The organism is Paraburkholderia sp. CNPSo 3076 (assembly GCF_026343935.1).
Taxonomy (GTDB): Bacteria; Pseudomonadota; Gammaproteobacteria; order Burkholderiales; family Burkholderiaceae; genus Paraburkholderia; species Paraburkholderia nodosa.
In genome coordinates, this window is sequence record NZ_JAPMAL010000047.1 from 52,222 (window position 1) to 75,997 (window position 23,776).

The following is a 23,776-nucleotide window of genomic DNA, read 5'->3' on the forward strand; positions in this document are numbered from 1 at the left end:
CAAATCGGTGAGGGCGATGATCTGGCTCATCCTCCTGGCCGGTATCGCACTGTCGCCGCTCTCAGACTTCCTTTCCGTTTATGCGCTGAAGGGGCAGGTCGGCGGCGACATGGGCGCGCGCTATTCGCTTTTCGTGCGAGGCGCGATGGTCGCCGGGTTGATCGCCATGATGCTGTTCAGCGGACGGGTACGGCTCTCGAACTGGCGCATCTGCTTGTTGGCGCTGGTTGTGGTCACCATGTCGTGCGCCTCGTTGGCGTTCGACGAAATGGCTGGGGGGGAATTCGTCGAAGAAGTCATCGTGATCGCGAAGGTCTTTTCGCTGTTCGTCTATGTCGCGGCATTCTCCGAACTCACGGACGCTCAACTGGAGAAAGTCGAAGCCTTGATGCGCGTGACGTTGCTGGTGTACGCGCTCGCGATTCTCGCAGGCGCCGTGTTCTCGATTGATATCTTCCGCAGCTATCGGGGCGGCACGCAGATCCGCGCGGGCTACAAAGGCATCATCTATGCGCAGAACGAGGCGTCGGGGTTACTGCTCTCGGGGCTGGCGCTGGCGTACCTGCACGTCGTCCGGAATGGCTGGAGCGCAAGGCGCATCGGGCTAATCGTGGCGCTTTTCGTGGCGGCGTTCCTGTTGGGCACGAAGGGTGCGTTGGTCACCGGCTTCGGCGTCGTTGCGGCGTACTCCTATGCGCGATACGGCGTTATCAAGGCGAGTGTCCGGCTCGTCGTTGTCGTCGCGATGATGTCGGTGATTGCGGTTGCGGTCTATTTCATCGTGCCCTCCGTGCACCAGGCGGTTGATCTAAGCATTCAATACTTCAGCTATCAAAGCGATCACGCGGGCGGCGGCAAGATCGCGACAGTGCTCATGTCCGGTCGCGACATAAAGTTCTCGAATGTATGGGACGAACTCGCCAGTCGAGACTTCCTGCCTCTGCTCACAGGCGGTTATCCGATCGTTCGTTACCTCATCGAAATGGACGGACCCGACCTCACGTTGATCATGGGGATCCCGGTGTTCTGCCTGTACCTGCGGGATATTTTCAGGCTGTACGCACAGCACGGCGATGGGCATATCTCGCACTACGGAAGTTATTTCCTCCTCTTGCTGATGATGATCGCGTGCTCGGCCGGTCACGTGTTGACGTCTGCGATCGTTGCGCCTTATCTCGCCGTGATCGCGGACCTGGTGCACCGATGGTCCGACGAGGAGCGCAGGGCAATTGCGGACGGGCGATGAACGTATGAAAAGCGAGTGCCAGTGTCATGGGTAAAGCAATGTGTGTGCTTCACGTGGGTCCTGGATTAGGCCAGCGAGGGGGTGTCGCCTCCGTGCTCGACGAGTTGCGAGCCGCGAAAGCGCTGTTCGAGGAGAACGCGATTCGAGTCGAATTCTTCGAGACGCGCGGCTTCAAGGCGACGAAGGACAGACTGCTGTTCTTCGTGCTGGACATACCGCGATTCTTCCTGCGTGTGTTGAATGGAATTGACGTCATTCACTTCCACGTTTCGGCGCGCGGCTCGGTGCTGAGGAATCTGGTCCTCTATCGGGTCACTCGCATGCTCCAACGAAAGGTGATTTTTCACTGGCACTCGAACAACCTTCCCGATTGCATCGAGCAGTCCAACGGATGGATCAAGTCGGGTTTGCGGGACTTCATCGAGTCGTCCGACGAGGCCATCGGCGTGTCGACCGCAATGGCCGCGGACATTCGCAAGTTCAGAAATGGAGCAAGCGTTCGGGTCGTCGGCAACTGTGCGCTCAATGCGGAGCGCATTGCGTCGCTTGGGCCGGCGAAAGCGATGAACGCACGCGATCCTCAGTCATACGTCGCGTTTTCGGGAAGCTTCTCCGAAGAGAAGGGGCTGTCCGAGCTGTTCGCCGCGGTTGCGATTTTGAAGAAGAAACAGCGGCACATTCACGTGAAGCTTGCCGGGACGGGCGAAACGGATCAATGGGCCGAGCTTGCCCGGCAGTTCGAAATAGAGGATCGCATTTCGTTTGTCGGCTGGCTGCGCGGCGACGAACTGATGGACTTCTACCGCAACGCGCGGGTGTTGTGTTTGCCCAGTCATCGTGAGTCGTTCGGCATCGCGACCCTCGAGGCAATGCTTTGCGGTCTTGCGGTCGTAGGCACAAGGACGGGAGGATTCTTCGATCTCGTCAAGGAAGGGAAGACGGGATTTCTGGTCGAATCGGGCAATGCCGGGCAGCTTGCTGAGGCGCTCGAACAGGTCTGCGTTAATCCCCGCATGGCGTGGCAGATGGGCGAGGCGGGGCGTCGGTACGGCCTTGCGTGTTACTCGGTCAGGAGTGTGTGCGCCGAATATGTTCTTTGTTACCGTGGGCTACGGTGACAACCCATTCGAGTGCCAGATCAAGCTATTTAGGAACACATATGAAGCTTGCATCATTGCAATTACCGCGCTTTGGTTTGTGCGGCGTGACGCTGCTCGCGTGCGCGCTCATGATGCCGGCGCTGACAAATGCGGATCTGCCACCGGTCGACCCCGCAGGAACGCGAATGATCCACGTGGATTGGGACGCCGGATTTGGTAGTGTGGTATCGCTGCAAGCGAATCCCGGGGGGATCGAGATCGTGTCCGATCCGGAAAATGCGGCGCGCAAGGTCTTGCGGTCGACGATTGCGCGCCGCGAAAGCTATACGCATGTCGCGAACGGTACGCCGCGAGCTGAATTGCTGTTCCGCGAGCCGGCGACGTTCGCACAAGGGTCCGATTATCTCGTCCGATGGAGCACGTACATTCCGCGCGATTTCGAATTCGACGGTAAGCAAATGGTGATCATTTCGCAGATTCATCAGTCGGCGAGGGAGGGAGGGCCGACGCTCGCGTTGACCTTACTCGCGACGAACTACTACATTTCGACGCGCGGCGGCACGCAGGTGGAGAAGACGACCGCCGGCGCAAAACTTTGCTGCGCTGATGGCGACAAAGGGAAGTGGGTCTATTGGATGCTTCGCTATATCCCAGACGACTCTGGCCAGCAGTCGCTTACGCAGCTTTGGAAGAATGGCGAATCGGTCTTTCGTTCCGAACACGTCGCCAATGCCTATCCCGATGATCAGCATGCCTATATGAAAGTCGGATTGTATAAGGCCGGATGGGAGAAAGAGCCATCCGACGCGGAAGTCCAAACATTGTTCTATGGACCTGTCTCAATCTTCAAGCGATAAATCAGTTATGGAAATATCACGTAAGAAGGGACGGGATCAGGTCGGAGGGATTTGCGATGCGCTATTGCATAGGATCAAAAGTGACGATTACTGCGGTTACGATCCCTACGATGCGTTGAACAGCAGTCTGTTCTCGACGCTCGGAGGCATGCGCCTTCGGATGGCCAGAATTGCCTGGCAGCAGTTGCATAGGCGCAGTCCGATCAATCTAAGGGCGCTCTGCGCGATTGAAAAAGCCAGGAATCCGAAGGGGATTGCGTTGATGGTGCTCGGATTGATCGAGCGCTTTGAGCAGCGGCGAAGCAATGCCGACCTTGACGAGGCGATCAGGCTGGGCGACTGGCTGTTGTCCCAGCGGGCCAATCCACAGGCCTGGCCGCACAGTGCATGGGGATACAACTTCCATTGGGCTGCGCGAGCATTCGACGTACCGCGTGGCAAGCCAAATGCGATTACGACGTGCTATGTCGCGCGAGCGCTTCTCGCGCTATGGCGGGTGACGGGCGAGCGCCGGTTTGTCGAGAGCGCGCTGGACGCAGGAAAATTCCTGCAAACCCTGTACATGGTGCAGGAAGAAGGCGTTTTCTATCGCTATGTGCCCGGCGAGAGCGTGATGGTTCACAACGCCAACCTTTGGTCGGCTGCGATCGTCGCATTGACGGCGAGTCACGTAGGGGATGGCGCGGCGTGCGAGCAGGCGCTGCTCGCGGCACGTCATTCGGCCCACGCGCAGGGCGCGGATGGCGCGTGGCGGTACGGCGAACGCAGTCATCACGGGTTCGTCGACGGATTCCACACCGGCTATAACCTGGAGGCTTTGTCCACACTGCAAGGGGCGTTGGCGACGCGTGAGTTCGAGCAAGTCGTGGAGCGGGGCATGGGGTTCTACCGACAAGCATTTTTCGAGCCGAACGGCGATGTGAAGTACTACGCGAGCCGGACGTATCCACTCGACATGCATTCGGTTGCGCAAGCTGTCATCACGCTGCTGCGTGTCGGCGGGTCCGACGAAGACCATGAACTTGCGCGACGAGTTATCCATCGCGCGATCGAACGCCTCTATCTGCGAAGCAGGGAACGCTTTGTCTATCGACAGGGGCGCTATTTTTCCAACCAGGTGAATTACATGAGATGGACTCAGGCGTGGGCGTTCTACGCGCTGAGTCTGTATGGCGCCGACGCCGAGCGGCGCACGCGAGTTGCACAATGAAACGAATAGAGCTGTTTTCCTGCCCGATGGACGTGGCTACCGGCCGCGAGACCGTCGAGTTGATCAGGAACCGGGTCGAGGCCAGGCAGTTTACGCAGCATGTCGTCGTCAACGCGGCGAAGGTCGTGCACATGCAGCGCGATATCGTCCTTGCGGCGTCGATTCGCGCATGTGACATCATCAATATTGACGGCATGGGCGTCGTCTGGGCCGCGCGCATGCTCGGCGTTGACGTGCCGGAGCGGGTTGCCGGCGTCGATCTCTTTGACGACCTGCTCGCGATGGCTGCCGAGTGCGGCTTTCCGGTCTTTCTGCTTGGCGCCACGTCCGAGGTGGTGCAGGCCACTGCGGAGACCATCGGTGGGCGTCATCCTCGCCTGATCGTGGCGGGCTATCACCACGGCTACTTCTGGGACGATGAGCCCGCGATCGTCGAGAAGATCGGTGCATCGGGCGCACGCCTTTTGTTCGTTGCGATTACGTCGCCGAAGAAGGAGAACTTCATCGATCGCTGGCGCGCGCAACTTGGCGTGGATTTCGTCATGGGAGTGGGGGGCACGTTCGATGTCGTCGCGGGGAAAGTGCGCAGGGCGCCAGTGTGGATGCAACGTTACGGCCTCGAATGGCTCTATCGTGTCATTCAGGAGCCGGGTCGCATGTGGCGTAGATACCTGACTACGAATTTGCAATTCGCCGGCCTGCTGCTCAAGGCGATACTGCGCATGCCGCGAAGGCAGGTGCATTAATCGGGGACAACGTGATCATTTCACCGAACGTCGTCATCGCTGGCAGGAGTGGGAAACCTGCGGCGCCCGCTCACATCCCGGGCACCATCTCGGGCGGATGCTGCTTAAGCTGCTTCCTCGCCTCGCGAAACTCCGGAAAGATCGATTCAACGGTTTCCCAGAACCTTGGGCTGTGATTCATCTCGCGCAAATGCGCGAGTTCATGCGCCACCACATAGTCCACGACGGAGAGCGGAAAATGAATCAGCCGCCAGTTCAAGCGAATTCTCCCTTCGCTTGAACAGCTCCCCCACCGCGTCGCCGCCGAAGAAAGCCCATAAGACCGGAACGAGACCCCAAGCTTCTCGGCATACACCTCGAGCCGCTCACCGAAAATCCGCGTCGCTTCGCTCTGCAGCCATCCAGTCACGCGGTCCTTGATCTGCTGCGCGTCAGCATGCGGCGGCAGCGGCAACGCAAGCACGCGCGTCTCCTGATCGAACGCGAGCAAGGAAGCCCCCAGCTTCACCGTAATTGGCTTGCCAAGATAAGGCAGCTCTGCCCCGTCGCTCCATTCCACGCGCGGCAAGGCGCGCTGCTCCGTGCGCGTTTGCCATTCGGCGAGCTTGGCGAAAATCCACCGCTGCTTCTCGGCGATCGCGGTCTCGATATCGGCGATCGTGACCCACCTGGGGGCCGTGATGCTGAGCCCGGTGCCGTCGATCACGAACCCGATCGATTTGCGCGACGAGCGCTTGAGCCGGTAATGCAGCGTGCGCGCGCCAAGCACGATAGTACGCAGGCGCGTGCCATCGGGCGCAAGCGGTGCCTTGCCGGGCTTTTCGGGCGAGTGCGGAGTCGCAGGCTGCGGTGTGAGAGAGGGGGAGGACGCATCAGGCGGCACCACAGGCGCCGGTTCAGCAAAGAGCGGCAAGTCGAGTTGCCGGTTGTCGAGTGCCGCGTTTGGGCGCGGCGTGGGGGACTTCTGCATCGTCAGGCCTGGTGCGGATGGGCGTGCGCGGCGTGGGCGTGCGCCGTTCGCGGGTCGTTTGCGCGGGGCTTCTGGCGCCCTGTCGCGTGGCGCGCCCAACCGTGCGGCGAGCAGCGCCCACATCCGCGCCACGACGCTTCGCGCGACGCGAGCCAGTTCGCCCTGCGCCTCAAATCCGTGCCGCTTTCGCCGCTGCGCCATCCGTTTCGCGATATGCCTCAGGATCGATCCGCCGCATTTCCGTTTCGATCCACGTTTCCACGCGCGTGTTCACTTCGTCGGGCGTGAGTCCGGTCGTCTCGATCGGCTTGCCGATCGACACCGTGACTATACCCGGATATTTCATGAACGAGTTTCGGGGCCAGACGTGGCCCGCGTTGTGCGCGATCGGCACCACGGGCGCGCCCGTTTCAATGGCGAAGCGCGGGCCGCCGGTCTTGTACTTGCCCTGCTTGCCCACCGGTATGCGCGTGCCTTCGGGGAACATGATCACCCATGCGCCTTCGGCCATGCGCTGCTTGCCCTGACGTATCACCGAGGTGAACGCGTTCTTGCCTTCCTTGCGGTTGATATGAACCATCTTCAGCATGCCCAGCGCCCAGCCGAAGAACGGCACGAACAGCAGCTCGCGCTTGAACACGTAGCACATCGGCCGCGGCATGAGCGCGGGGAACGCCAGCGTCTCCCATGCGGACTGGTGCTTCGAGAGCAGCACGGCCGGCCCGTTGGGCAGGTTCTCCATGCCCTCGATGCGGTAACGAATGCCATTGAGGTAGCGCGCAACGAACAGCGTGGAGCGGCACCAGCCCACGGCCATCCAGTAGCGCCGCGTCGCGTTCATGAACGGGAACGCGATAAAGCACGCCGTGGCGTACGGCATCGTGTAGACGATGAAATAGATGAACAGCAGCAGGGAGCGGAGAAAGCGCATCGGTCGAGCCGGGTTAGTGTTCGCGTGTGCCGCCTGCGCCTTTACGCAGGGACGTTCGCAAGAAAGTCGAGCGCGAAAGCGCGCAGGTCGTCGTGGATCAGCGTGCCGTCGGGCAGGCCGCCGGCGGCGAGCGTTTTCTCGCCCTTGCCCGAACGCACGAGGTGCGTGCGAAAGCCGAGTACCGCGCCTGCCTGGAGGTCACGCAGCGAGTCGCCTACCACCGGGGTATAGGCCGGTTCGATCTCGAAGCGCTCCGCGATCATCTTGAGCATGCCCGGCTGCGGCTTGCGGCACTCGCAATGGTCCTGTGCCGTGTGCGGGCAAAAGAACACGGCGTCGATGCGGCCGCCCACGGCTGCCGCCTGGCGGTGCATCTTCGCGTGCATGGCGTTGAGCGCGGCCATGTCGAACAGTCCGCGCCCGATGCCCGACTGGTTCGACGCCACCGCGACGCGATAGCCCGCCTGGTTCAGGCGCGCGATCGCTTCGAGGCTGCCGGGTATCGCGACCCATTCGTCCGGCGACTTGATGAACGCGTCGGAGTCGACGTTGATCACGCCGTCGCGGTCGAGGATCACGAGTTTTCTGGTAGTGCTGGTCGGCATGGCGTCTCGCTCAGTTCCGCTTGTTTGCGCTTACGCAGCCAGCCGCGAGATGTCCGCGACGCTGTTCATCTGCCGATGCAGCGCCTTGAGCAGCGCGAGGCGGTTCGCACGCAGCGCCGGGTCTTCGGCGTTGACCATCACGTCGTTGAAGAACGTGTCCACGGTTTCGCGCAGCGCCGCGAGCGCGGTGAGCGCGCCCGTGTACTCGCGTGCGGCGAGTTGCGTTTCCACGCGCGGCGCGACCTGTTCGAGCTGCGCGTAGAGCGCCTTCTCGGCGGCTTCGACGAAAAGTGCGATCTGCACGCCCGCATCTTCCGCACCCTCGGACTTCTTGAGGATGTTCGAGATGCGCTTGTTGGCCGCCGCGAGCGAGGCCGCTTCCGCGAGCGCTGCGAATTCGCGCACCGCGTCCAGACGCGAAACGATGTCGTCGAAGCGCGTGGGGTTCAGCGCAAGCACCGCGTCCACCTCGGTGGCCGCGAAGCCGCGTTCGCGCAGCATGCCGCGCAGGCGGTCCATGCAGAACTCGTAGATGGCCTGGGTCGATTCCGTCACGGCCTCGATGCCGGCAAATTGCGCGGAGGTCGCGCGCAGCAGCTCGACGAGGTCGAGCGGCAGCTGCTTCTCGACGAGAATGCGCAGCACGCCCAGCGCGTGACGGCGCAGCGCGAACGGATCCTTTTCGCCCGTGGGCGCGAGGCCGATGCCCCAGATCCCGACGAGCGTTTCCAGCTTGTCCGCGAGCGCGACGATCGTGCCCGTGGTGGTGGCGGGCAGGACGTCGCCGGAGAAGCGCGGCTGGTAGTGCTCGGAGCACGCAACCGCCACTTCTTCGGGCTCGCCGTCGTGGCGTGCGTAGTAGGTGCCCATCGTGCCTTGCAGCTCGGGGAACTCGCCCACCATGTCGGTCAGGAGGTCGGCCTTCGCGAGGCGTGCGCCGCGTTCCGCGAGCGCGATATCGGCGCTGCACATCAAGGCAATCCGGCCGGCAAGCGCTTCGAGGCGCTCCACGCGCTGCAGCGTCGAGCCGAGCTTGTTGTGATACACCACGTTCGCGAGCAGCGGTACGCGGTCGGCCAGCGGCTTCTTCTTGTCCTGCTCGAAGAAGAACTTCGCGTCGGCCAGACGCGGGCGCACCACGCGCTCGTTGCCCTCGACGATCTCGTCGGGCGTTTGCGTCGCGATGTTCGAGACGATCAGGAAGCGCGAGCGCAGCCGGCCCTGGTCGTCGGTGAGCGCGAAGTACTTCTGGTTCGTCTGCATCGTGAGGATCAGGCATTCCTGCGGCACTTGCAGGAATTCGTCCTCGAACTTGCAGGCGTAGACGACCGGCCATTCGACGAGCGAATTCACTTCGTCGAGCAGCGACTCGGGCATCACGACCTTGTCGCTGCCAGCCTGTTCGATGAGTTGCGCGCGGATCGATTCGCGGCGGTCGGCGTAGCTCGCGATCACGAAGCCCTTGTGCTGGAGCGTGTGCGCGTACTCGTCGGCGTGCTGGATGGCGATCAGGCCTTCGGAGAGGAAGCGGTGGCCGCGCGTGGTGTCGTCGGCATCGACGCCGAACGCCGTGACCGGCACGATCTGGTCGCCGTGCAGCACCGTGAGGCGATGCACCGGGCGCACGAACTGGACGTTGCTGCCGTCCGGGCGCTGGTAGGTCATGACCTTCGGGATCGGCAGCTTGCCGAGCGCTTCGTCGAGTACGGCTTGCAGGCCGTCGGCGAGCGTGGCGCCCGGCGCCGAGTAGCGCAGGAAGAACGCTTCGTTCTTGCCGTCACTCACGCGCTCGAGGTCGCTCACGGGGAAATCAGGGAAGCCGAGCGCCGCGAGCTTCTTCGCGAGCGGCGCGGTGGGCTGGCCGTTGGCGTCGAGCGCGACCGAAACGGGCAGCACTTTTTCTCGCACCTGCTTTTCGGGCGCGACGCTGCGCACGTTCTTGATCGTGACGGCGAGGCGTCGCGGCGTCGCGTAACGTTCGAACGAGAGGTCGCCTTCGATCAGGTCGCGCGCGGCGAGGCGCTGCGCGATGCCTTCGGCGAACGCGTCGCCCAGGCGCGCGAGGGCCTTCGGCGGCAGTTCCTCGGTCAGCAGTTCGACGAGGAGAGTGGCGTGATGAGCTTGCGTCATTGTTCTTGAGATCCGTTCATTCCTCGTCGAACTTGCGTTCGACCTTCAGCGGCGGCGCCCAGGCGGGCATCGCGGCGTCCTGTTCGTCGGTGGTGAGGCCCGGCACGCCGTGCACGGGGTTGCCGAGCATCGGGAAGCCGAGCTTTTCGCGCGACTCGTAGTACGACTGCGCCACGCTGCGCGAGAGCGCGCGAATGCGGCCGATGTACGCTGCGCGCTCCGTCACGGAGATCGCGCCGCGCGCGTCGAGCAGGTTGAACGTATGGCCGGCCTTGAGCACGAGTTCGTAGGCGGGCAGCGCGAGCTGCAGATCGATCATGCGCTTCGCTTCGGCTTCGTACGCGTTGAAGAACGTGAACAGCAGGTCGACGTTCGCGTGCTCGAAGTTATAGGTCGATTGCTCGACTTCGTTCTGGTGGTAGACGTCGCCATACGTGAGGCGGCGCATTTCCGGGCCGTTCGGGCCTTGCTCTTCCCACTCGGTCCAGACGAGGTCGTAGACGTTCTCGACCTTCTGCAGATACATCGCGAGACGCTCGAGACCGTAGGTGATTTCGCCGAGCACCGGCTTGCAGTCGATGCCGCCCACCTGCTGGAAGTAGGTGAACTGCGTGACTTCCATGCCGTTGAGCCACACTTCCCAGCCGAGGCCCCAGGCGCCGAGCGTGGGGTTCTCCCAGTCGTCTTCGACGAAGCGCACATCGTTCTGCTTCAGGTCGAAGCCGAGCGCCTCGAGCGAGCCGAGGTACAGGTCGAGAATGTTCTCCGGCGCGGGCTTGAGCACCACCTGGTACTGGTAGTAGTGCTGCAGACGGTTCGGGTTCTCGCCGTAGCGGCCGTCCTTCGGGCGGCGCGAGGGCTGCACGTAGGCCGCGCGCCACGGCTCGGGGCCGATTGCGCGCAGGAAGGTGTGGACGTGCGAGGTGCCGGCGCCGACTTCCATGTCGATCGGCTGGAGCAGTGCGCAGCCCTGCTTATCCCAGTAAGACTGGAGCGTCAGGATGATTTGCTGAAACGTGAGCATGTGTGCCTGCAGTGTCTTTCGGGCTTTCGGGGGCGGAATGCGGCGGCCGGAGCCAGGCGAGCGCGCCGGCGGGGCGGCGATCCTCCGCCTTGCCCCTTCCCCTTGCCTGGCCCGGGCCGGGAGGCGGCCAGGTGCTAAAACATTGAATTTTACCGGATTGCCGGAGCCTTGAGACCTGGACGGGGTTCGGGCGGGCGGCAGCGGTGTGGTTGCGTCGTCAGCGGGGCGTTGCGCGGCTGATTTTTTTGTTCGCCGGCTTGCGGTCCTTCGCGCCCTTGAAGGCCGGTCCGAACGCAAAGCCGAGCGCCAGCAGCAGCAACGACATGGCGATCACCGTGTTGTTGCCGCTCGTCACGTAGGGCGTGAAGCCGCTCGTGCCTTCGACCTTCACGTCGAGCGAGCCGACCGTGAACGTCGGCAAACGCGCGATCACGCGGCCTTTCGCGTCGATGGCGGCGGTGGCGCCCGTGTTGGTCGCGCGCAGCATCGGGCGGCCGGTTTCGAGCGAGCGCATGCGCGCGATCTGCAGGTGCTGGTCGAGCGCGATGGTGTCGCCGAACCACGCGAGGTTCGTCGAGTTGATGAGGATGCCCGGCGAGGTCGGGCTCTCGCGCACGGTGCGCGCGATCTCCTCGCCAAAGATGTCCTCGTAGCAGATGTTCACCGCCACGAGCTCTCCGTGCACGCGGAAGGGCGGCTGCACGGGCGCCCCGCGCGCGAAGTCGCCGAGCGGGATGTTCATGAGATTGACGAACCAGCGGAAGCCCCAGGGCACGAATTCGCCGAAGGGCACGAGGTGATGCTTGTCGTAGCGATAGAGGCCGTTCTGGCCCGGCGTGATGCCGAAGAGGCTGTTGGTGTAGTCGATCACGCGACCATCGGACGTGATCGTGCCGCCGACTGCGCCAAACAGGATGGCCGTGTTCGTGCCGTCGGCGAAGGCGCGGACATCGCGGCCGAACTTCTGGGGAATTTCCTGCACGAGCACCGGCACCGCGGTTTCGGGCGTGACGACGAGATCGGCGGGCTTTTCGGTAATCAGCTTCTGGAACTCGTTGAGCGCATCGTTCATGCCCTGCTCGGAGAACTTCATGTCCTGCTTGACGTTGCCCTGCAGCAGCCGCACGTTGAGTGGCGTGCCGGAGGGTTGCGTCCACGAGACGAGCGAGAGCAGCAGGCCGGCGGCGATCACGGCGAGCGCGAGCAGCGCCGGCGTCGCCGCTGCGCCGCGCCGAGGCGTCGCGCCATGCCCCTTCATGTCGCGCGCGCGCAAAACCGCCTGCGCGATGAGCGCCGCGACGAGCGCGAGCACCCAGCCCACGCCATAGACGCCCACGATCGGCGCAAAACCGGCGAGCGGACCGTCCACTTGCGCGTAGCCGCTCGAAAGCCAGGGAAAGCCGGTGAACACATAGCCGCGCGCCCATTCGCCGAGCGCCCACGCACTCGCGAATGCGAAGGCGCCGTGCCACGTGGGCGAGAACGGCAACTCGCCGCTGCGTCCATTCTTCGCGTGCCCCGCGCAAAATGACCAGATGAGCGCGGCGAGCGCCGGATACAGACCGAGGTAAAGCGAGAACAGCACGAGCGCGGCGCCCGCGAGCACCGCGGGCATGCCGCCGTAGAAGTGCATGCTCACGTAAAGCCACCAGACGCCGCTCACGAAGTTGCCGAAGCCGAATGCCCAGCCCGTGAAGAGCGCGCTCCTCCAGCCGCTGGTGCGCGTGAGCCAGAAGTAGAACAGCGCAAAGATCGCAATGGCGAGCCAGCCGCCGTGCGGCGTGGGCGCGAACGACAGCGTGTTGAGCGCGCCCAGCGCGGCGGCGGCGAGATAGTGCCAGAAGGGCAGCGCGCGGCGCGCGGCGCCGTTGGCGGTTTCGCTCGCGCGCGTCTCGGTGCGGGTATCGATCGGTTCGGCCATGCGGTGCTGTGGAATGCGATGGAAAGCGCGCTGAAAAGCGCGAGTGCGGATTGCGCGACGAGCGCAACGATAGCACTTTCGTGCGACGTTACCGGGATGGTCTCCTGGGGGCGGATCGAAGCTTCGGCGCGCTCGAAGCAAAAACGCCAGCCCGGAGGCTGGCGTCGTCTGCGCATAGGCGGCGCGCTCGCGTTGCGTCAGGTACCCGGCGGCTGCAGCGCGGCTTCGCGCTGTCCTGCCATCGGGTCGCGCCGCACCAGCAGCATGTGAACCTGGCGCGCGTCGGCGCGCAGCACCTCGAAGATCAGGTCGTCGATGCGCACCTTCTCCCCGCGATGCGGCACGCGCCCGAAGTGATTCGTGACGAAGCCGCCGATCGTATCGACTTCCTCATCGGAGTAATGGGTGCCGAACGCCTCGTTGAACTGCTCGATTTCGGTGAGCGCGCGCACACGGAACCGCCCGTCGGGCGAGGCGATGATGTTGCCGCTTTCCTCGTCGAAGTCGTATTCGTCCTCGATGTCGCCCACGATCTGCTCCAGCACGTCCTCGATCGTGATGAGACCGGCCACGCCACCGTATTCGTCCACGACGATAGCGATGTGATTGCGGTTCTGGCGAAAGTCGTGCAGCAGCACGTTCAGGCGCTTGGACTCGGGGATGAACACGGCCGGACGCAGCATGCCGCGCACGTCGAATTCCTCTTCGGCGTAATAGCGCAGCAGGTCTTTGGCGAGCAGCACGCCGATCACGTTGTCGCGGTTGCCGTCGTACACCGGGTAGCGCGAGTGCGCTTTCTCGAGCACGAACGGAATGAATTCGTCAGGACTTTCCGCGATGTTGATCGCGTCCATCTGGGCGCGCGGGATCATGATGTCGCGTGCGCAAAGCTCGGACACCTGGAACACGCCTTCGATCATCGAAAGCGAATCGGCGTCGATCAAGTTGCGCGCGTGCGCGTCCTGGAGGATTTCGAGAAGCTCGCTGCGAGAGTCGGGCTCGGGCGAGATGAAGTCGGTCAGCCGCTCGAGTAGGGAGCGCTTTTCCTGCGGTTTGTCGGTCTGGCGTCGACTGGGATAAGAGTCGTTCATGGTGGTGCGCCCTTTGCCGCTGGGGGCAGGGCGCGCTGTTGCGGAGGGTTAAGGATACAACACGCCTGTGGCGCGACCGTGTAATGCCACACAAAGGACACACACCGGCAGATCAATCCTAACGCAGATGCGGCGTCGCCGCCCGGTGGACGAAAAAGCGGCGCGCCGTGACGCCAGCCGCCGTTTGGTCAACGTGACCAGCGCAACCTCAAGCGCAACGCGCGAGCAGCCGCTCCAGCGCGCGGTCGCGCATGCCGCTCTCGCGCAGTGCATCGACGGTGCGGCGCACGTAGTCGAGCGTCGTGCCGTAGCGGCCAGACGCGCAGCCGAACACGGTGCGCACCGTGGCTTCGGAAAGCTTGCCGGTGTAAGACGACACATCGCGCCGCATGACGAATGCGAGCGCGGCGACGCGGCGGCCGTCTGCGAGCACGCAGGGCAGCCAGGCGGGGCGGTACGAGCCCATCGGCATCTCGCGGCGCCAGAGCGCTTCGAGGTGCGGCATCGCGCCTTCGGCCGCAAGACGGAACGCGACGCCCGCGCACGAGCCGCCGCGGTCGAGCGCGAGCACGAGGCCGGGCTGCTCGGGCGTGCCGCGGTTCACGCGCGACCACAGGTAAAGCCCCCGATGGTAGCCGTGCACGCGTGAACGCATGTTCTCGACGGTGGGCAGTCCTGGGTTCCAGATCAGCGAGCCATAGCCGAACAGCCAGATGTCGCTCGCGCCGTCCCAGCCCCGCGCTTTCAGCGTGCAGGCGAGCGAGGCGCGCAATTCGTCTTCGCTCAGGAGCCGCGACTCGCCGAGCGCCGGCGGGTAGCCGGGGCAGGGCACGCTCGCATCGCCCGCCTCGGGCAGTGCTGAGGGTTCGGCGAAATCGGGCGTGCGTTTGTCGTTCATGGCGGAGGCTTACTTACTTGTACGGATCCGGAAAGCCTAGCGAGTTGAGCACCTCGGTTTCGATGCCTTCCATCTCTTCGGCTTCGGTCTCGTTTTCGTGATCGTAACCCTGCGCGTGCAGCGCGCCGTGCACGAGCAGATGCGCGTAGTGCGCGGCGAGCGGCTTGCCCTGCTCGGCGGCTTCCTTTTCCACCACGGGGCAGCACAGGATCAGATCGCCCGTGACCGGATCGTCCTCGCTCTCGGCATACGCGAAGGTGAGCACGTTGGTCGCGTAGTCCTTGCCGCGATACGTGCGGTTGAGCGTGCGGCCTTCCTCGGCGTCGACGAAGCGCACGGCCAGTTCCGCGTCCGCGAAGAGCGCGGCTTTGAGCCACGCCGCCACGGTGGCGCGCGGCAGCGCGGCCTTGTGCTCGGGGAACGCCTTCGCGGCGGGGAACTGCACGGTCAGTTTGAGTTTCGGTGCGCGGGGCATGGGGCTAAAGCTGTCAAACGACGCAGGCGGCGGCGTTAGCGCGCGTCGCCAACGCCCTCGTCCTTTTTCGAATGCGCGTCATAAGCCTCGACGATACGCGCGACGAGCGGATGGCGCACCACGTCCGCACTCGTGAAGTGCGTGACGGCGATGCCGCGCACGTCCTTCAGCACATGCTGCGCCTCGATCAGGCCGCTCTTGTGGCCGCGCGGCAAGTCGATCTGCGTGGTGTCGCCGGTCACGACCGCCTTCGAGCCGAAGCCGATACGCGTGAGGAACATCTTCATCTGCTCGGGCGTGGTGTTCTGCGCCTCGTCGAGAATGATGAACGCGTGATTGAGCGTGCGCCCGCGCATGTAGGCGAGCGGCGCGATTTCGATCATCTGGCGCTCGAACATCTTCGCGGTCTTGTCGAAGCCAAGCAGGTCGTAAAGCGCGTCGTACAGCGGACGCAGATACGGATCGACCTTCTGCGACAGATCGCCGGGCAGGAAGCCGAGACGCTCGCCCGCTTCCACGGCCGGACGCGTGAGCACGATGCGCTTGACCTGGTCGCGCTCGAGCGCGTCCACGGCGCAGGCCACGGCGAGATAGGTCTTGCCGGTGCCCGCGGGCCCGATACCGAACGTCACGTCGTGCGAGATGATCTGCTTCAGATACTCGCGCTGCGCGGGCGTACGGCCGCGCAGGTCGGCGCGGCGCGTGTAGAGCTTCGGGCCCAGTTCCTCGACGTCGACGCCTTCGCGCGCGGGCTCGTCGAACGGATGATCGGGGTCGCCGCGAAAACGCGGGTCGATCTCGGCGGCGTCAATGCCACCGCTGTTGCCACCGTTCACATTGCCGCGCACGCCGCCGTTGCCATTGCCGCGCGGATCGTTCGCCGAATTGCTGCCGAAGTTCACGGGGTGCCGGGCTTCGACGAGCGCCAACTGAATGTCGTCGACGGAGAGCGGATCGCGCGCCCGGTTGTAGAAGTTCTCGAGCGCCGCGAGCGCCAGCTTGGCGCCACGCCCGCGAATGGTGATGCGATGGCCGCGCCGCGCGAGCGTCACGTCGAGCGCTTGCTCGATCTGTCGCAGGTTTTCGTCGAGCGGGCCGCAGAGGTTGGCGAGCCGCGCGTTGTCGTCGCGCGGCGCGGTGAATTCCAGATGCTGCTGATTGGGCTTCAAGGTGTCTCTGAACTCCTGAATTCCTGCGATGCGCCGATTAATGCGCGAGCGTCGAAGCGTCTTCGTGCGCGAGCACGAGTTCGCCGCGCAGCGAGTGGGGGTACGCGTGGTTGATCTTCACGTCGATCATCTGGCCGATCAGGCGAGCGTGCGAAGCGAGCGGCGCCGGGAAGTTCACCACACGGTTGTTCTGCGTGCGGCCCGAGAGTTCGCTCGGGTCCTTGCGCGAAGGGCCTTCCACGAGAATGCGCTCGACTCGGCCGACCATCGACTGGCTGATGCGCGCCACGTTCTCTTCGATCGTGGCCTGCAGGTGCTGCAGGCGCTTGAGCTTCACCTCGCGCGGCGTGTCGTCTTCGAGATTCGCGGCGGGCGTGCCCGGGCGCGGGCTGTAGATGAACGAGAAGCTCGTGTCGTAGCTCATCTCTTCGACGAGCGCCATCATCTTCTGGAAGTCCTCTTCGGTCTCGCCGGGGAAGCCGACGATGAAGTCCGTGGAGAGCGACAGATCCGGGCGGATCGCGCGCAGCTTGCGGATGATCGACTTGTACTCGAGCACGGTGTAGCCGCGCTTCATCGCCATCAGCACGCGGTCCGAGCCGTGCTGCACCGGCAGATGCAGGTGGCTCACGAGTTTGGGCACCTTCGCGTAGGTGTCGATCAGGCGCTGCGTGAATTCCTTCGGGTGCGAAGTCGTGTAGCGGATGCGCTCGATGCCGGGGATTTCGGCGACGTATTCGATCAACGTGGCGAAGTCGGCCACGTCGTGCGCGCCGGCCGTCAAAGCGCCGCGATAGGCGTTCACGTTCTGGCCAAGCAGCGTGACTTCACGCACGCCCTGGTCGGCGAGGCCCGCGATTTCGGTGAGCACGTCGTCGAGCGGACGCGAGACTTCCTCGCCGCGCGTGTAGGGCACGACGCAGTAGCTGCAGTATTTCGAGCAGCCTTCCATGATCGAGACGAACGCGCTCGGGCCTTCCACTCGCGCGGGCGGCAGATGGTCGAACTTCTCGATTTCGGGGAAGGAGATGTCCACCTGCGCGCGGCCGGAGGCGCGGCGCGCGTCGATCATCTGCGGCAGGCGGTGCAGCGTTTGCGGGCCGAACACGAGGTCCACGTACGGCGCGCGCGCGACGATCGCCGCGCCTTCCTGGCTCGCCACACAGCCGCCTACGCCGATCAGCAGGTTCGGGTTCGCTTCCTTGAGCTCGCGCACGCGGCCGAGGTCGGAGAAGACCTTCTCCTGCGCCTTTTCGCGCACCGAGCAGGTGTTGAAGAGGATGACGTCCGCGTCTTCGGGGGTGTCGGTCTTCACGAGACCTTCGGCGGCGCCGAGTACGTCGACCATCTTGTCGGAGTCGTACTCGTTCATCTGGCAGCCAAAGGTCTTTACATAAACTTTCTTGGTCATCGGGTTTCGCCGTTCGCAGTGGTTGACCTGGGGGCGTCGTCCGCTTGATGCACGCGCGTGATGCACGGTCTGCACGTCAGGACTACGGTGTTTTAAGGGGCCGAATCGGGGCGCGGCGATGTCGGCTGTGAGCCGGCTTCGGCATCCTGTTTCTGGCCAGGCGCGTCTAGCAACTTGGGACGTTCCGCGTCGTTTTTCGCTTCTTTCTGCCGGCGCCGCATTTGCCGATATTTACCAATGCGGATGCGGCTGCGGATCACGTTCTGCGCAATCCGACATTATATCCGTTTGCGTCTGCGGCTTTGCGTCGCAACGGCTGGATCCGTGCAGGGGACGAGCGCCTCCAGTTCGCCCGAAGTCTGCGCGAAACGCTCGGTGAGGAAATCGAGCAGCGCCCGCACGCGCGGCGCGAGAAAGCGGTTGCGGTGATAGAGCGCGTGCAGCGGCGCGTCGGGGTAGCGCCACTCGGGCATCACGGTCTTGAGCCGCCCGGCGCGCAGATCGTCCGCGACATCCCAGATCGACTTCACCGCGAGGCCGTAGCCGCACAGCGCCCACTGGCGCGCGACTTCGCCATCCGTCGATTCGAGTGCGCCATCGAGCGGCACCGTATAGGTCTGCGTTTCGGCCTGCGATCCGCTGCCGCGCGTGAAGCGCCATTCGTTTACCGGCCCCGCCGCCGAACCGATCACGATGCAGTCGAAACGGGCCAGATCGTTCGGGTCCTTCGGCTCGCCGCAGCGCGCGAGGTAGTCGGGCGAGGCGCACAGCACGCGGCGGTTCGGCGCGAGCCAGCGCGCCACGAGCGAGCTGTCCTGCGGCGTGCCGAAGCGGATCGCGAGATCGATGTCTTCGAGCACGAGATTCGAGAGCGAGTCGGTCAGCATCAGCGCGAAACGCACGTCGGGATAGAGGGCGCGGAATTCGTCGAGCCAGCTCATCAGCAGATTGCGGCCGAAATCCGAGGTCGCCGAAATGCGCACCTTGCCGCGCACTGCGTTCTGGCCCTCCTGCAAGGCCGCTTTGGCGTCGTCGAGCGAGCGCAGCGCGTGCTCGCTGCAGGTGAGGTAGAGGCGGCCTTCGTCGGTGAGGCGCAGCTGGCGGGTGGTGCGGTCGAAAAGACGCGCACGAAGCTCCGCTTCGAGCCGCGCGAGCCGGGCGCTGGCCGCCGCGGGCGTGAGGCCGAGCTTGCGGCCCGCCGCGGAAAGGCTGCCGAGGCGTGTTGCCTCCACGAACAGGCGCACGTCGCCGAGGTTGTCCATCGCGCGATTATTAGAAATAGATTGAAAATGATTCAAATGCTACGCCAATTATCAAATTCGAGCGTAGCCGCGACAATGCGCGTGTTTTCAGGACAACCGCCGCGGCCCGCACGCCATGCAACTCGATCACGTCGCCCTCGTCACGCCCGACCTCGAAGGCACATGCCGCTTCTTTCGCGACATCGTCGGCCTCGATGACGGCCCGCGGCCGCCGTTTCGCGCGAACGGCCACTGGCTCTACGCGAACGGCCGCCCGGTCATCCATCTGGTCGATGCGACCGGGCCCGCCGGCTTGTCAGGTGGATCGTCTGCGCTCGTCGCGCCGCGCATCGACCACGTGGCGTTTCGCGTGGCACCGGGCGTTGAGTGGCGCGCACTCGTCGAGCGGCTTGCCGCGCACCGCGTGCCGTACCAACTGGCGGAGGTGCCCGCGAGCGCGGAAGTGCAGCTGTTCGTTGCGCTCGCGCCGGGTGTCGTCGTCGAGTTCGTGACGTCGCTGCCGGTTGGCGCGGCGGCTTGATGGCCGCTGGATGCCACTGAAGCCCATTTGAATCCAGGCTGATTTTCGGAGATTTCGATGCCTATCCCCTTACTCGCGCTGGCCATCAGCGCCTTTGCCATCGGCACCACCGAGTTCCTCATCATGGGCCTGTTGCCCGATGTGGCGCGCGATCTGAACGTGACGATTCCCGCCGCGGGCCTGCTCGTGACGGGCTACGCGCTCGGCGTAGCGGCCGGCGCGCCGCTGCTTGCCGTGCTGACGAGCCGCATGCCCCGCAAGCTCGCGCTGCAACTACTGATGGGCGTGTTCATCGTCGGCAACGTGATGTGCGCGGTCGCATCGAACTATTCGCTCTTGATGGTCGCGCGTGTCGTCGCGTCGTTCGCGCACGGTTCGTTCTTCGGCATCGGCGCCGTGGTGGCCGCCTCGCTCGTGCCGCAGGAAAAGCGCGCGAGCGCCATCGCGCTGATGTTCACGGGACTCACGCTCGCCACCGTGCTGGGCGTGCCGTTCGGCACCGCCATTGGCCAGCAGTTCGGCTGGCGCGTGGCGTTCTGGATCGTGAGCGGCCTTGGCGTGATTTCGCTCGGCGGCGTGACGGCGCTGGTGCCCAATCATCACGACAGCGGCCCGGCCGGACTCCGCCACGAAGTGCGCGTGCTGCGCGACCCGCAGGTGTGGCTCGCGCTCGGCATGACGGTGCTGGGCTTCGGCGGCGTGTTCGTCGTGTTCACCTACATCGCGCCGATTCTCGAACAGGTGGGCGGCTTCTCGCCGCGCGGCGTGACGCTGATGCTCGTGCTGTTCGGCGTGGGCCTGACGCTCGGCAACACCCTGGGCGGCAAGCTCGCAGACCGCGCGCTGATGCCTTCGCTCATGGGCATTCTCGTGATGCTCGCCGTGGTCATGGCCATCTTCACGAAGACGAGCCACGCCATGTGGCCCGCCGCGATCACCGTCTTCGTGTGGGGCGTCGCCGCGTTCGCGACCGTGCCGCCGTTGCAGATGCGCGTGGTCGCGAAGGCCGCGGCGGCGCCGAACCTCGCTTCGACGCTGAACATCGGCGCGTTCAACGTGGGCAACGCAATGGGCGCGTGGATGGGCGGTCTCGCCATTGCGCACGGCGTGGCGCTCGACTCGCTGCCGTGGGTGGCCGCAGGCGTCTCGGTGGCGGCGCTCGTGCTCACCTCGGCGGCGGCGCGGCTCGACACGCGCGCCGTACCGCTGCGCGAAGCGAGCGTGGCGGCGCGGCAGAATACGTGAGCGCCCGATGAGGGCAAGGCGCAAGGCGGTGCAGCGGGCAATGCGCCTTATGCGCAGGACGCGAAAGCAATCCAGGATTGGCGCTCTGCAATGCTGATAACAGTGTGAAGATAACTTCGTTGGGCCCGGCAAATCGCGATGCTAGTCTTGCCTCCATTCATGCTCTTGCGCCGCAATCACGCGGCGCGCCTGGAGGCAGCCATGCATTCACCCCTCGCGCTCGTCCGCGATGCACGACCCGATATTGCGCACACCGAAGGATCTTACGAGACGCTGGAGCATCTCGTGGGTGTGAACCTCGCCCGGCTGCGCGCCGAACGCCAGCTTTCGCTCGATGCGCTCGCACGCGCCTCGGGTGTCTCGCGCGCGATGCTCGCGCAAGTCGAGTCGGCGCGCAGCGTGCCGTCGATCAAGGTGCTGTGCAAGGTGGCGGCGGCGCTCAAAGTCTCGGTTTCGGCGTTCCTGCGGCGCCATGCCGTGAACGGCTTCGAGCATTTGCCCGCCGAGCGGGCGTCGCGCCTCGTTTCCGCCGACGGCCGTTTTTCGGCGCGCGCGCTCTATCCGGAAGGGGAACCCGCCGCCGCCGAATTCCACGAACTGCGCATCGCGCCGCTGCATACTGAGCCCGGCGTGCGCCGCCCGCCCGGCACGACGGTGAACCTCGTGGTGAGCGAGGGTACGCTCGAAGTGAGCGTGCACGATCGACGCCAACTGCTCGCAACCGGCGACGCGATCGTTTTCGACGCCGACCAGCCGCACAGCCTGCGCAACCCGGGCGACACCGAGGCGCGTGTGTTTCGCGTGACGCTCAACGCCGAGACGCCGCCGCGCTGGGACGTGCCAGCCGCGCCGGCTGGCGGCGAAGCGGCGTCGGCAGTCGAAGCGGTCAGGACGGTCGACGCGGTGGAGGCGGTCAAGTCGGTCGAGTCGGTCGCAGCCGTGGCGGCGCAGCCGGCATGAGCCGCGTCGCATTTTCGAGAAAATTGTCTACTCGTACTTTTTCGCGCTGCACAGATGCGCAGCCTGTTGTATCCTTTGCCCGCCGGTTAAGTCAGGTAATAAGCCGGTAATCAGTGCGTCTTCAGGGCGGGGTGAAATTCCCCACCGGCGGTATGCCGGCCGCGCCGCAAGGCAAGGTCGACGAGCCCGCGAGCGCCTGCGCGAGCCTCATTGTGTCGTGCGCAGGGTCAGCAGATCTGGTGCGAAGCCAGAGCCGACGGTCATAGTCCGGATGAAAGAAGATGTGCAGATGGTCATGTTTGCCCATCCGCCGCGGCGTTTTGGCCGATGCGCGTGCGTCCCCATTTTCGGGGCGCGCCGCATCCGTGCGAATCACGCGTGCCGGGGATTCCTGTCTGTTTGCAATGCCCTGAAACGTTTTTCGCCTAACTCTCGCGAGGAGCGTTTCACATGTCCCTTACTGCCAGTACCACTCTCGCTTCATCCCAGGACGCGCCGCTCGACGCCGCCGCCGATCTCCCGTTCATCGATTCCGAGCCGGTGCCGCCGCGCATTGCCGCCGCGTTGCAAGCCATGCGCGAAGGCCGCCCGGTCGTGCTGCAGGACGACCACGACCGCGAGGACGAGGCCGATCTGATCGTCGCGGCCGAACGCCTCACGCCCGAAACGATGGCGCTCTTCATCCGCGAATGCAGCGGCATCGTCTGCCTGTGTCTGTCCGACGAAAAGGTGCGCGCGCTCGAACTGCCGCCGATGGTGGCCCACAACGAGAGCCGCAACCGCACCGCGTTCACGGTCTCGATCGAAGCGCGCGACGGCGTGAGCACGGGTGTTTCGGCCGCCGACCGCGTGACGACGATCCGCGCCGCGATTGCCCCGGACGCGAAGCCTGCCGATATCGTGCGCCCGGGCCACGTGTTCCCGCTGCGCGCGCAGAAGGGCGGCGTGCTGGCGCGCCGCGGCCATACTGAAGGCACCGTCGATCTGGCGGTGCTCGCGGGCCTCGCGCCCGCCGGCGTGCTGTGCGAGCTGATGAACCCGGATGGCACGATGGCGCGCGGCAAGCAGGTCGACGACTTCGCGAAGCTGCACAATCTGCCGGTGCTCTCGATTGCCGAACTGGTGGCGTTTCGCGAGTCGCTCGCCGTGGCGCGCGAGCGCTGCGCCGAGCCGGCCTGAGGCGCGTTGAAAGTAGCGGGGTGAGGGACGTGGCGGCCGATGGGCGCCGCGTCCCGTTTTCATTGCGGCGCGTGCGACTTGTGCGATCTGCGCGCCTTTGGGGCGCGCAGCCTTACGACTGCACGTCGCCGAATTCGCCGCGCACGCCGGCCTCGACGAGCGCCGGCAGCTCTTCCATGTGCGCCATGATGCGCGTGATGCCCATCTCGCGCAGCACATCGGCGTAGCCCGACGGAATGTGGCTCGCGCCCACGAACGCAATCGTCTTCATGCCTGCCGCGCGCGCGGCGTTCAAACCCGAAATGCTGTCTTCGACGACGATGCAGCGCGCCGGCTCCACGCCGAGCTGCTTCGCCGCGTGCAGGTATACGTCCGGATAAGGCTTGGGCCGCGCGACCTGCTCGGCGCTGAAGATGCGCTCACCGAAGATGGTGTCGAGCCCGGCGCGCCGCACCGAAGCGTGCACGCGCGTGAGCCGGCTGTTCGAAACAACGGCGGCAGGCAGCGTCACCCGGCGCAAGGCGTCGCGCACGCCGTTGATCGGGCTCACCGACTCGGCAATGGCGGCTTCGCAACGATGTTCGATGGTCTCGAGAAAGTCCTCGGGCATCGTGAGGTCGAAGCGCGCGGCGACGTCGGCGAGAAAGCGCGAGGTCTGCTGGCCGAACGCCGCGTTCACGGCGGCGTGAAAATCGATGCCGGGAAAGGTGCTGCTGAGCGTGTCGAACAGAACGCGGTCGGCGATGACTTCGCTGTCGACGAGCACGCCGTCACAGTCGCAGATGAGATGGTCGATCATGCGTGAAACGAGAGGCCGGGCAGCGCG

22 protein-coding genes and 1 riboswitch are annotated in these 23,776 nt (G+C 64.7%); of the genes, 9 read left to right on the forward strand and 13 right to left on the reverse strand.

Annotated features, from left to right (window positions below; all coding sequences use genetic code 11):
• Positions 1–16 precede the first annotated feature (16 nt).
• The 5 genes from M3A49_RS37065 (at position 17) to M3A49_RS37085 (ending at position 5,159) form a co-directional block, all read left to right on the forward strand.
• The gene (locus tag M3A49_RS37065; RefSeq protein ID WP_266233282.1) at positions 17–1,246 is read left to right on the forward strand and encodes an O-antigen ligase family protein; all 1,230 of its coding nucleotides are present in this window, start codon (positions 17–19) and stop codon (positions 1,244–1,246) included.
• A gap of 92 nt (positions 1,247–1,338) precedes the next feature.
• Positions 1,339–2,364: a glycosyltransferase family 4 protein gene (locus tag M3A49_RS37070; RefSeq protein ID WP_266233283.1), complete on the forward strand. Its 1,026-nt coding sequence runs from the start codon at positions 1,339–1,341 to the stop codon at positions 2,362–2,364.
• 41 nt (positions 2,365–2,405) lie between these two features.
• Entirely contained in the window at positions 2,406–3,203 is a 798-nt protein-coding gene (locus M3A49_RS37075) for a heparin lyase I family protein (protein WP_266233284.1), read from the forward strand.
• Positions 3,175–4,413 (forward strand): aspartate-semialdehyde dehydrogenase, encoded by a 1,239-nt coding sequence (locus M3A49_RS37080; protein WP_266233285.1) that lies wholly within the window; start codon positions 3,175–3,177, stop codon positions 4,411–4,413. Before M3A49_RS37075 ends, M3A49_RS37080 begins: the two co-directional genes overlap by 29 nt.
• Positions 4,410–5,159 carry a WecB/TagA/CpsF family glycosyltransferase gene (locus M3A49_RS37085; RefSeq protein WP_266233286.1) on the forward strand — a complete coding sequence of 250 codons (750 nt, stop codon included), beginning with the start codon at positions 4,410–4,412 and terminating at the stop codon, positions 5,157–5,159. The genes M3A49_RS37080 and M3A49_RS37085 overlap by 4 nt, the downstream gene beginning before the upstream one ends.
• A gap of 70 nt (positions 5,160–5,229) precedes the next feature.
• Here M3A49_RS37085 and M3A49_RS37090 read toward each other — a convergent pair whose 3' ends face one another.
• The 12 genes from M3A49_RS37090 to M3A49_RS37145 form a co-directional block, all read right to left on the reverse strand.
• Complete coding sequence (locus M3A49_RS37090; RefSeq protein ID WP_266233287.1) at positions 5,230–6,129, reverse strand: M48 family metallopeptidase; 900 nt, start codon at positions 6,127–6,129, stop codon at positions 5,230–5,232.
• A gap of 169 nt (positions 6,130–6,298) precedes the next feature.
• Positions 6,299–7,060, reverse strand: coding sequence for a lysophospholipid acyltransferase family protein (locus tag M3A49_RS37095; RefSeq protein WP_028205992.1), 762 nt, complete (start codon positions 7,058–7,060; stop codon positions 6,299–6,301).
• A gap of 41 nt (positions 7,061–7,101) precedes the next feature.
• On the reverse strand, positions 7,102–7,665 hold the full coding sequence (gene gmhB, locus M3A49_RS37100; protein ID WP_254352270.1) for a D-glycero-beta-D-manno-heptose 1,7-bisphosphate 7-phosphatase: 564 nt from the start codon (positions 7,663–7,665) through the stop codon (positions 7,102–7,104).
• Positions 7,666–7,695: 30 nt separating this feature from the next.
• On the reverse strand, positions 7,696–9,795 hold the full coding sequence (glyS, locus tag M3A49_RS37105) for a glycine--tRNA ligase subunit beta (RefSeq protein WP_266233288.1): 2,100 nt from the start codon (positions 9,793–9,795) through the stop codon (positions 7,696–7,698).
• A gap of 16 nt (positions 9,796–9,811) precedes the next feature.
• Positions 9,812–10,819, reverse strand: coding sequence for a glycine--tRNA ligase subunit alpha (glyQ, locus tag M3A49_RS37110; RefSeq protein ID WP_081771794.1), 1,008 nt, complete (start codon positions 10,817–10,819; stop codon positions 9,812–9,814).
• Positions 10,820–11,036: 217 nt separating this feature from the next.
• A complete protein-coding gene (gene lnt / locus M3A49_RS37115) occupies positions 11,037–12,740 on the reverse strand; it encodes an apolipoprotein N-acyltransferase (protein WP_254352266.1) in 1,704 nt (567 codons plus the stop codon).
• Positions 12,741–12,937: 197 nt separating this feature from the next.
• Positions 12,938–13,831 carry an HlyC/CorC family transporter gene (locus tag M3A49_RS37120; protein ID WP_254352264.1) on the reverse strand — a complete coding sequence of 298 codons (894 nt, stop codon included), beginning with the start codon at positions 13,829–13,831 and terminating at the stop codon, positions 12,938–12,940.
• A 208-nt stretch (positions 13,832–14,039) separates the two neighbouring features.
• Complete coding sequence (locus M3A49_RS37125) at positions 14,040–14,729, reverse strand: gamma-glutamylcyclotransferase (RefSeq protein WP_266233289.1); 690 nt, start codon at positions 14,727–14,729, stop codon at positions 14,040–14,042.
• Between the two features lie 13 nt (positions 14,730–14,742).
• Complete coding sequence (ybeY, locus tag M3A49_RS37130) at positions 14,743–15,204, reverse strand: rRNA maturation RNase YbeY (protein WP_266233290.1); 462 nt, start codon at positions 15,202–15,204, stop codon at positions 14,743–14,745.
• 35 nt (positions 15,205–15,239) lie between these two features.
• Positions 15,240–16,373 (reverse strand): PhoH family protein, encoded by a 1,134-nt coding sequence (locus M3A49_RS37135; RefSeq protein ID WP_266233291.1) that lies wholly within the window; start codon positions 16,371–16,373, stop codon positions 15,240–15,242.
• 37 nt (positions 16,374–16,410) lie between these two features.
• Positions 16,411–17,784 carry a tRNA (N6-isopentenyl adenosine(37)-C2)-methylthiotransferase MiaB gene (gene miaB, locus M3A49_RS37140; protein WP_028205984.1) on the reverse strand — a complete coding sequence of 458 codons (1,374 nt, stop codon included), beginning with the start codon at positions 17,782–17,784 and terminating at the stop codon, positions 16,411–16,413.
• A 278-nt stretch (positions 17,785–18,062) separates the two neighbouring features.
• The gene (locus tag M3A49_RS37145; RefSeq protein WP_254352261.1) at positions 18,063–19,046 is read right to left on the reverse strand and encodes a LysR family transcriptional regulator; all 984 of its coding nucleotides are present in this window, start codon (positions 19,044–19,046) and stop codon (positions 18,063–18,065) included.
• A gap of 115 nt (positions 19,047–19,161) precedes the next feature.
• Between M3A49_RS37145 and M3A49_RS37150 the strand changes: the two genes are divergently transcribed.
• From M3A49_RS37150 to ribB, 4 genes are all read left to right on the forward strand, one after another.
• Positions 19,162–19,566: a VOC family protein gene (locus M3A49_RS37150; protein WP_266233292.1), complete on the forward strand. Its 405-nt coding sequence runs from the start codon at positions 19,162–19,164 to the stop codon at positions 19,564–19,566.
• 57 nt (positions 19,567–19,623) lie between these two features.
• Complete coding sequence (locus M3A49_RS37155; RefSeq protein ID WP_266233293.1) at positions 19,624–20,811, forward strand: MFS transporter; 1,188 nt, start codon at positions 19,624–19,626, stop codon at positions 20,809–20,811.
• 201 nt (positions 20,812–21,012) lie between these two features.
• Positions 21,013–21,771 carry an XRE family transcriptional regulator gene (locus tag M3A49_RS37160; RefSeq protein WP_266233294.1) on the forward strand — a complete coding sequence of 253 codons (759 nt, stop codon included), beginning with the start codon at positions 21,013–21,015 and terminating at the stop codon, positions 21,769–21,771.
• Between the two features lie 113 nt (positions 21,772–21,884).
• Positions 21,885–22,058: riboswitch (FMN riboswitch) on the forward strand.
• Between the two features lie 163 nt (positions 22,059–22,221).
• The gene (gene ribB, locus M3A49_RS37165; protein ID WP_254352254.1) at positions 22,222–22,950 is read left to right on the forward strand and encodes a 3,4-dihydroxy-2-butanone-4-phosphate synthase; all 729 of its coding nucleotides are present in this window, start codon (positions 22,222–22,224) and stop codon (positions 22,948–22,950) included.
• Positions 22,951–23,062: 112 nt separating this feature from the next.
• On the opposite strand, the gene M3A49_RS37170 is transcribed toward ribB, so the two are convergent.
• Positions 23,063–23,749: an HAD family hydrolase gene (locus M3A49_RS37170; RefSeq protein ID WP_069262876.1), complete on the reverse strand. Its 687-nt coding sequence runs from the start codon at positions 23,747–23,749 to the stop codon at positions 23,063–23,065.
• Between the last annotated feature and the right edge of the window lie 27 nt (positions 23,750–23,776).

Bases quoted from the DNA above. Each gene is read 5' to 3' on its own strand.
- M3A49_RS37075 (WP_266233284.1), top strand. From the start codon at position 2,406: ATGAAGCTTGCATCATTGCAATTACCGCGCTTTGGTTTGTGCGGCGTG.
- M3A49_RS37065 (WP_266233282.1), top strand. From the start codon at position 17: ATGATCTGGCTCATCCTCCTGGCCGGTATCGCACTGTCGCCGCTCTCA.
- M3A49_RS37150 (WP_266233292.1), top strand. From the start codon at position 19,162: ATGCAACTCGATCACGTCGCCCTCGTCACGCCCGACCTCGAAGGCACA.
- lnt (WP_254352266.1), bottom strand. From the start codon at position 12,740: ATGGCCGAACCGATCGATACCCGCACCGAGACGCGCGCGAGCGAAACC.
- M3A49_RS37145 (WP_254352261.1), bottom strand. From the start codon at position 19,046: ATGGACAACCTCGGCGACGTGCGCCTGTTCGTGGAGGCAACACGCCTC.
- gmhB (WP_254352270.1), bottom strand. From the start codon at position 7,665: ATGCCGACCAGCACTACCAGAAAACTCGTGATCCTCGACCGCGACGGC.
- M3A49_RS37170 (WP_069262876.1), bottom strand. From the start codon at position 23,749: ATGATCGACCATCTCATCTGCGACTGTGACGGCGTGCTCGTCGACAGC.
- ybeY (WP_266233290.1), bottom strand. From the start codon at position 15,204: ATGCCCCGCGCACCGAAACTCAAACTGACCGTGCAGTTCCCCGCCGCG.
- M3A49_RS37080 (WP_266233285.1), top strand. From the start codon at position 3,175: ATGGACCTGTCTCAATCTTCAAGCGATAAATCAGTTATGGAAATATCA.
- glyS (WP_266233288.1), bottom strand. From the start codon at position 9,795: ATGACGCAAGCTCATCACGCCACTCTCCTCGTCGAACTGCTGACCGAG.
- M3A49_RS37120 (WP_254352264.1), bottom strand. From the start codon at position 13,831: ATGAACGACTCTTATCCCAGTCGACGCCAGACCGACAAACCGCAGGAA.
- ribB (WP_254352254.1), top strand. From the start codon at position 22,222: ATGTCCCTTACTGCCAGTACCACTCTCGCTTCATCCCAGGACGCGCCG.
- M3A49_RS37090 (WP_266233287.1), bottom strand. From the start codon at position 6,129: ATGCAGAAGTCCCCCACGCCGCGCCCAAACGCGGCACTCGACAACCGG.
- M3A49_RS37160 (WP_266233294.1), top strand. From the start codon at position 21,013: ATGCATTCACCCCTCGCGCTCGTCCGCGATGCACGACCCGATATTGCG.
- glyQ (WP_081771794.1), bottom strand. From the start codon at position 10,819: ATGCTCACGTTTCAGCAAATCATCCTGACGCTCCAGTCTTACTGGGAT.
- miaB (WP_028205984.1), bottom strand. From the start codon at position 17,784: ATGACCAAGAAAGTTTATGTAAAGACCTTTGGCTGCCAGATGAACGAG.
- M3A49_RS37095 (WP_028205992.1), bottom strand. From the start codon at position 7,060: ATGCGCTTTCTCCGCTCCCTGCTGCTGTTCATCTATTTCATCGTCTAC.
- M3A49_RS37085 (WP_266233286.1), top strand. From the start codon at position 4,410: ATGAAACGAATAGAGCTGTTTTCCTGCCCGATGGACGTGGCTACCGGC.
- M3A49_RS37125 (WP_266233289.1), bottom strand. From the start codon at position 14,729: ATGAACGACAAACGCACGCCCGATTTCGCCGAACCCTCAGCACTGCCC.
- M3A49_RS37155 (WP_266233293.1), top strand. From the start codon at position 19,624: ATGCCTATCCCCTTACTCGCGCTGGCCATCAGCGCCTTTGCCATCGGC.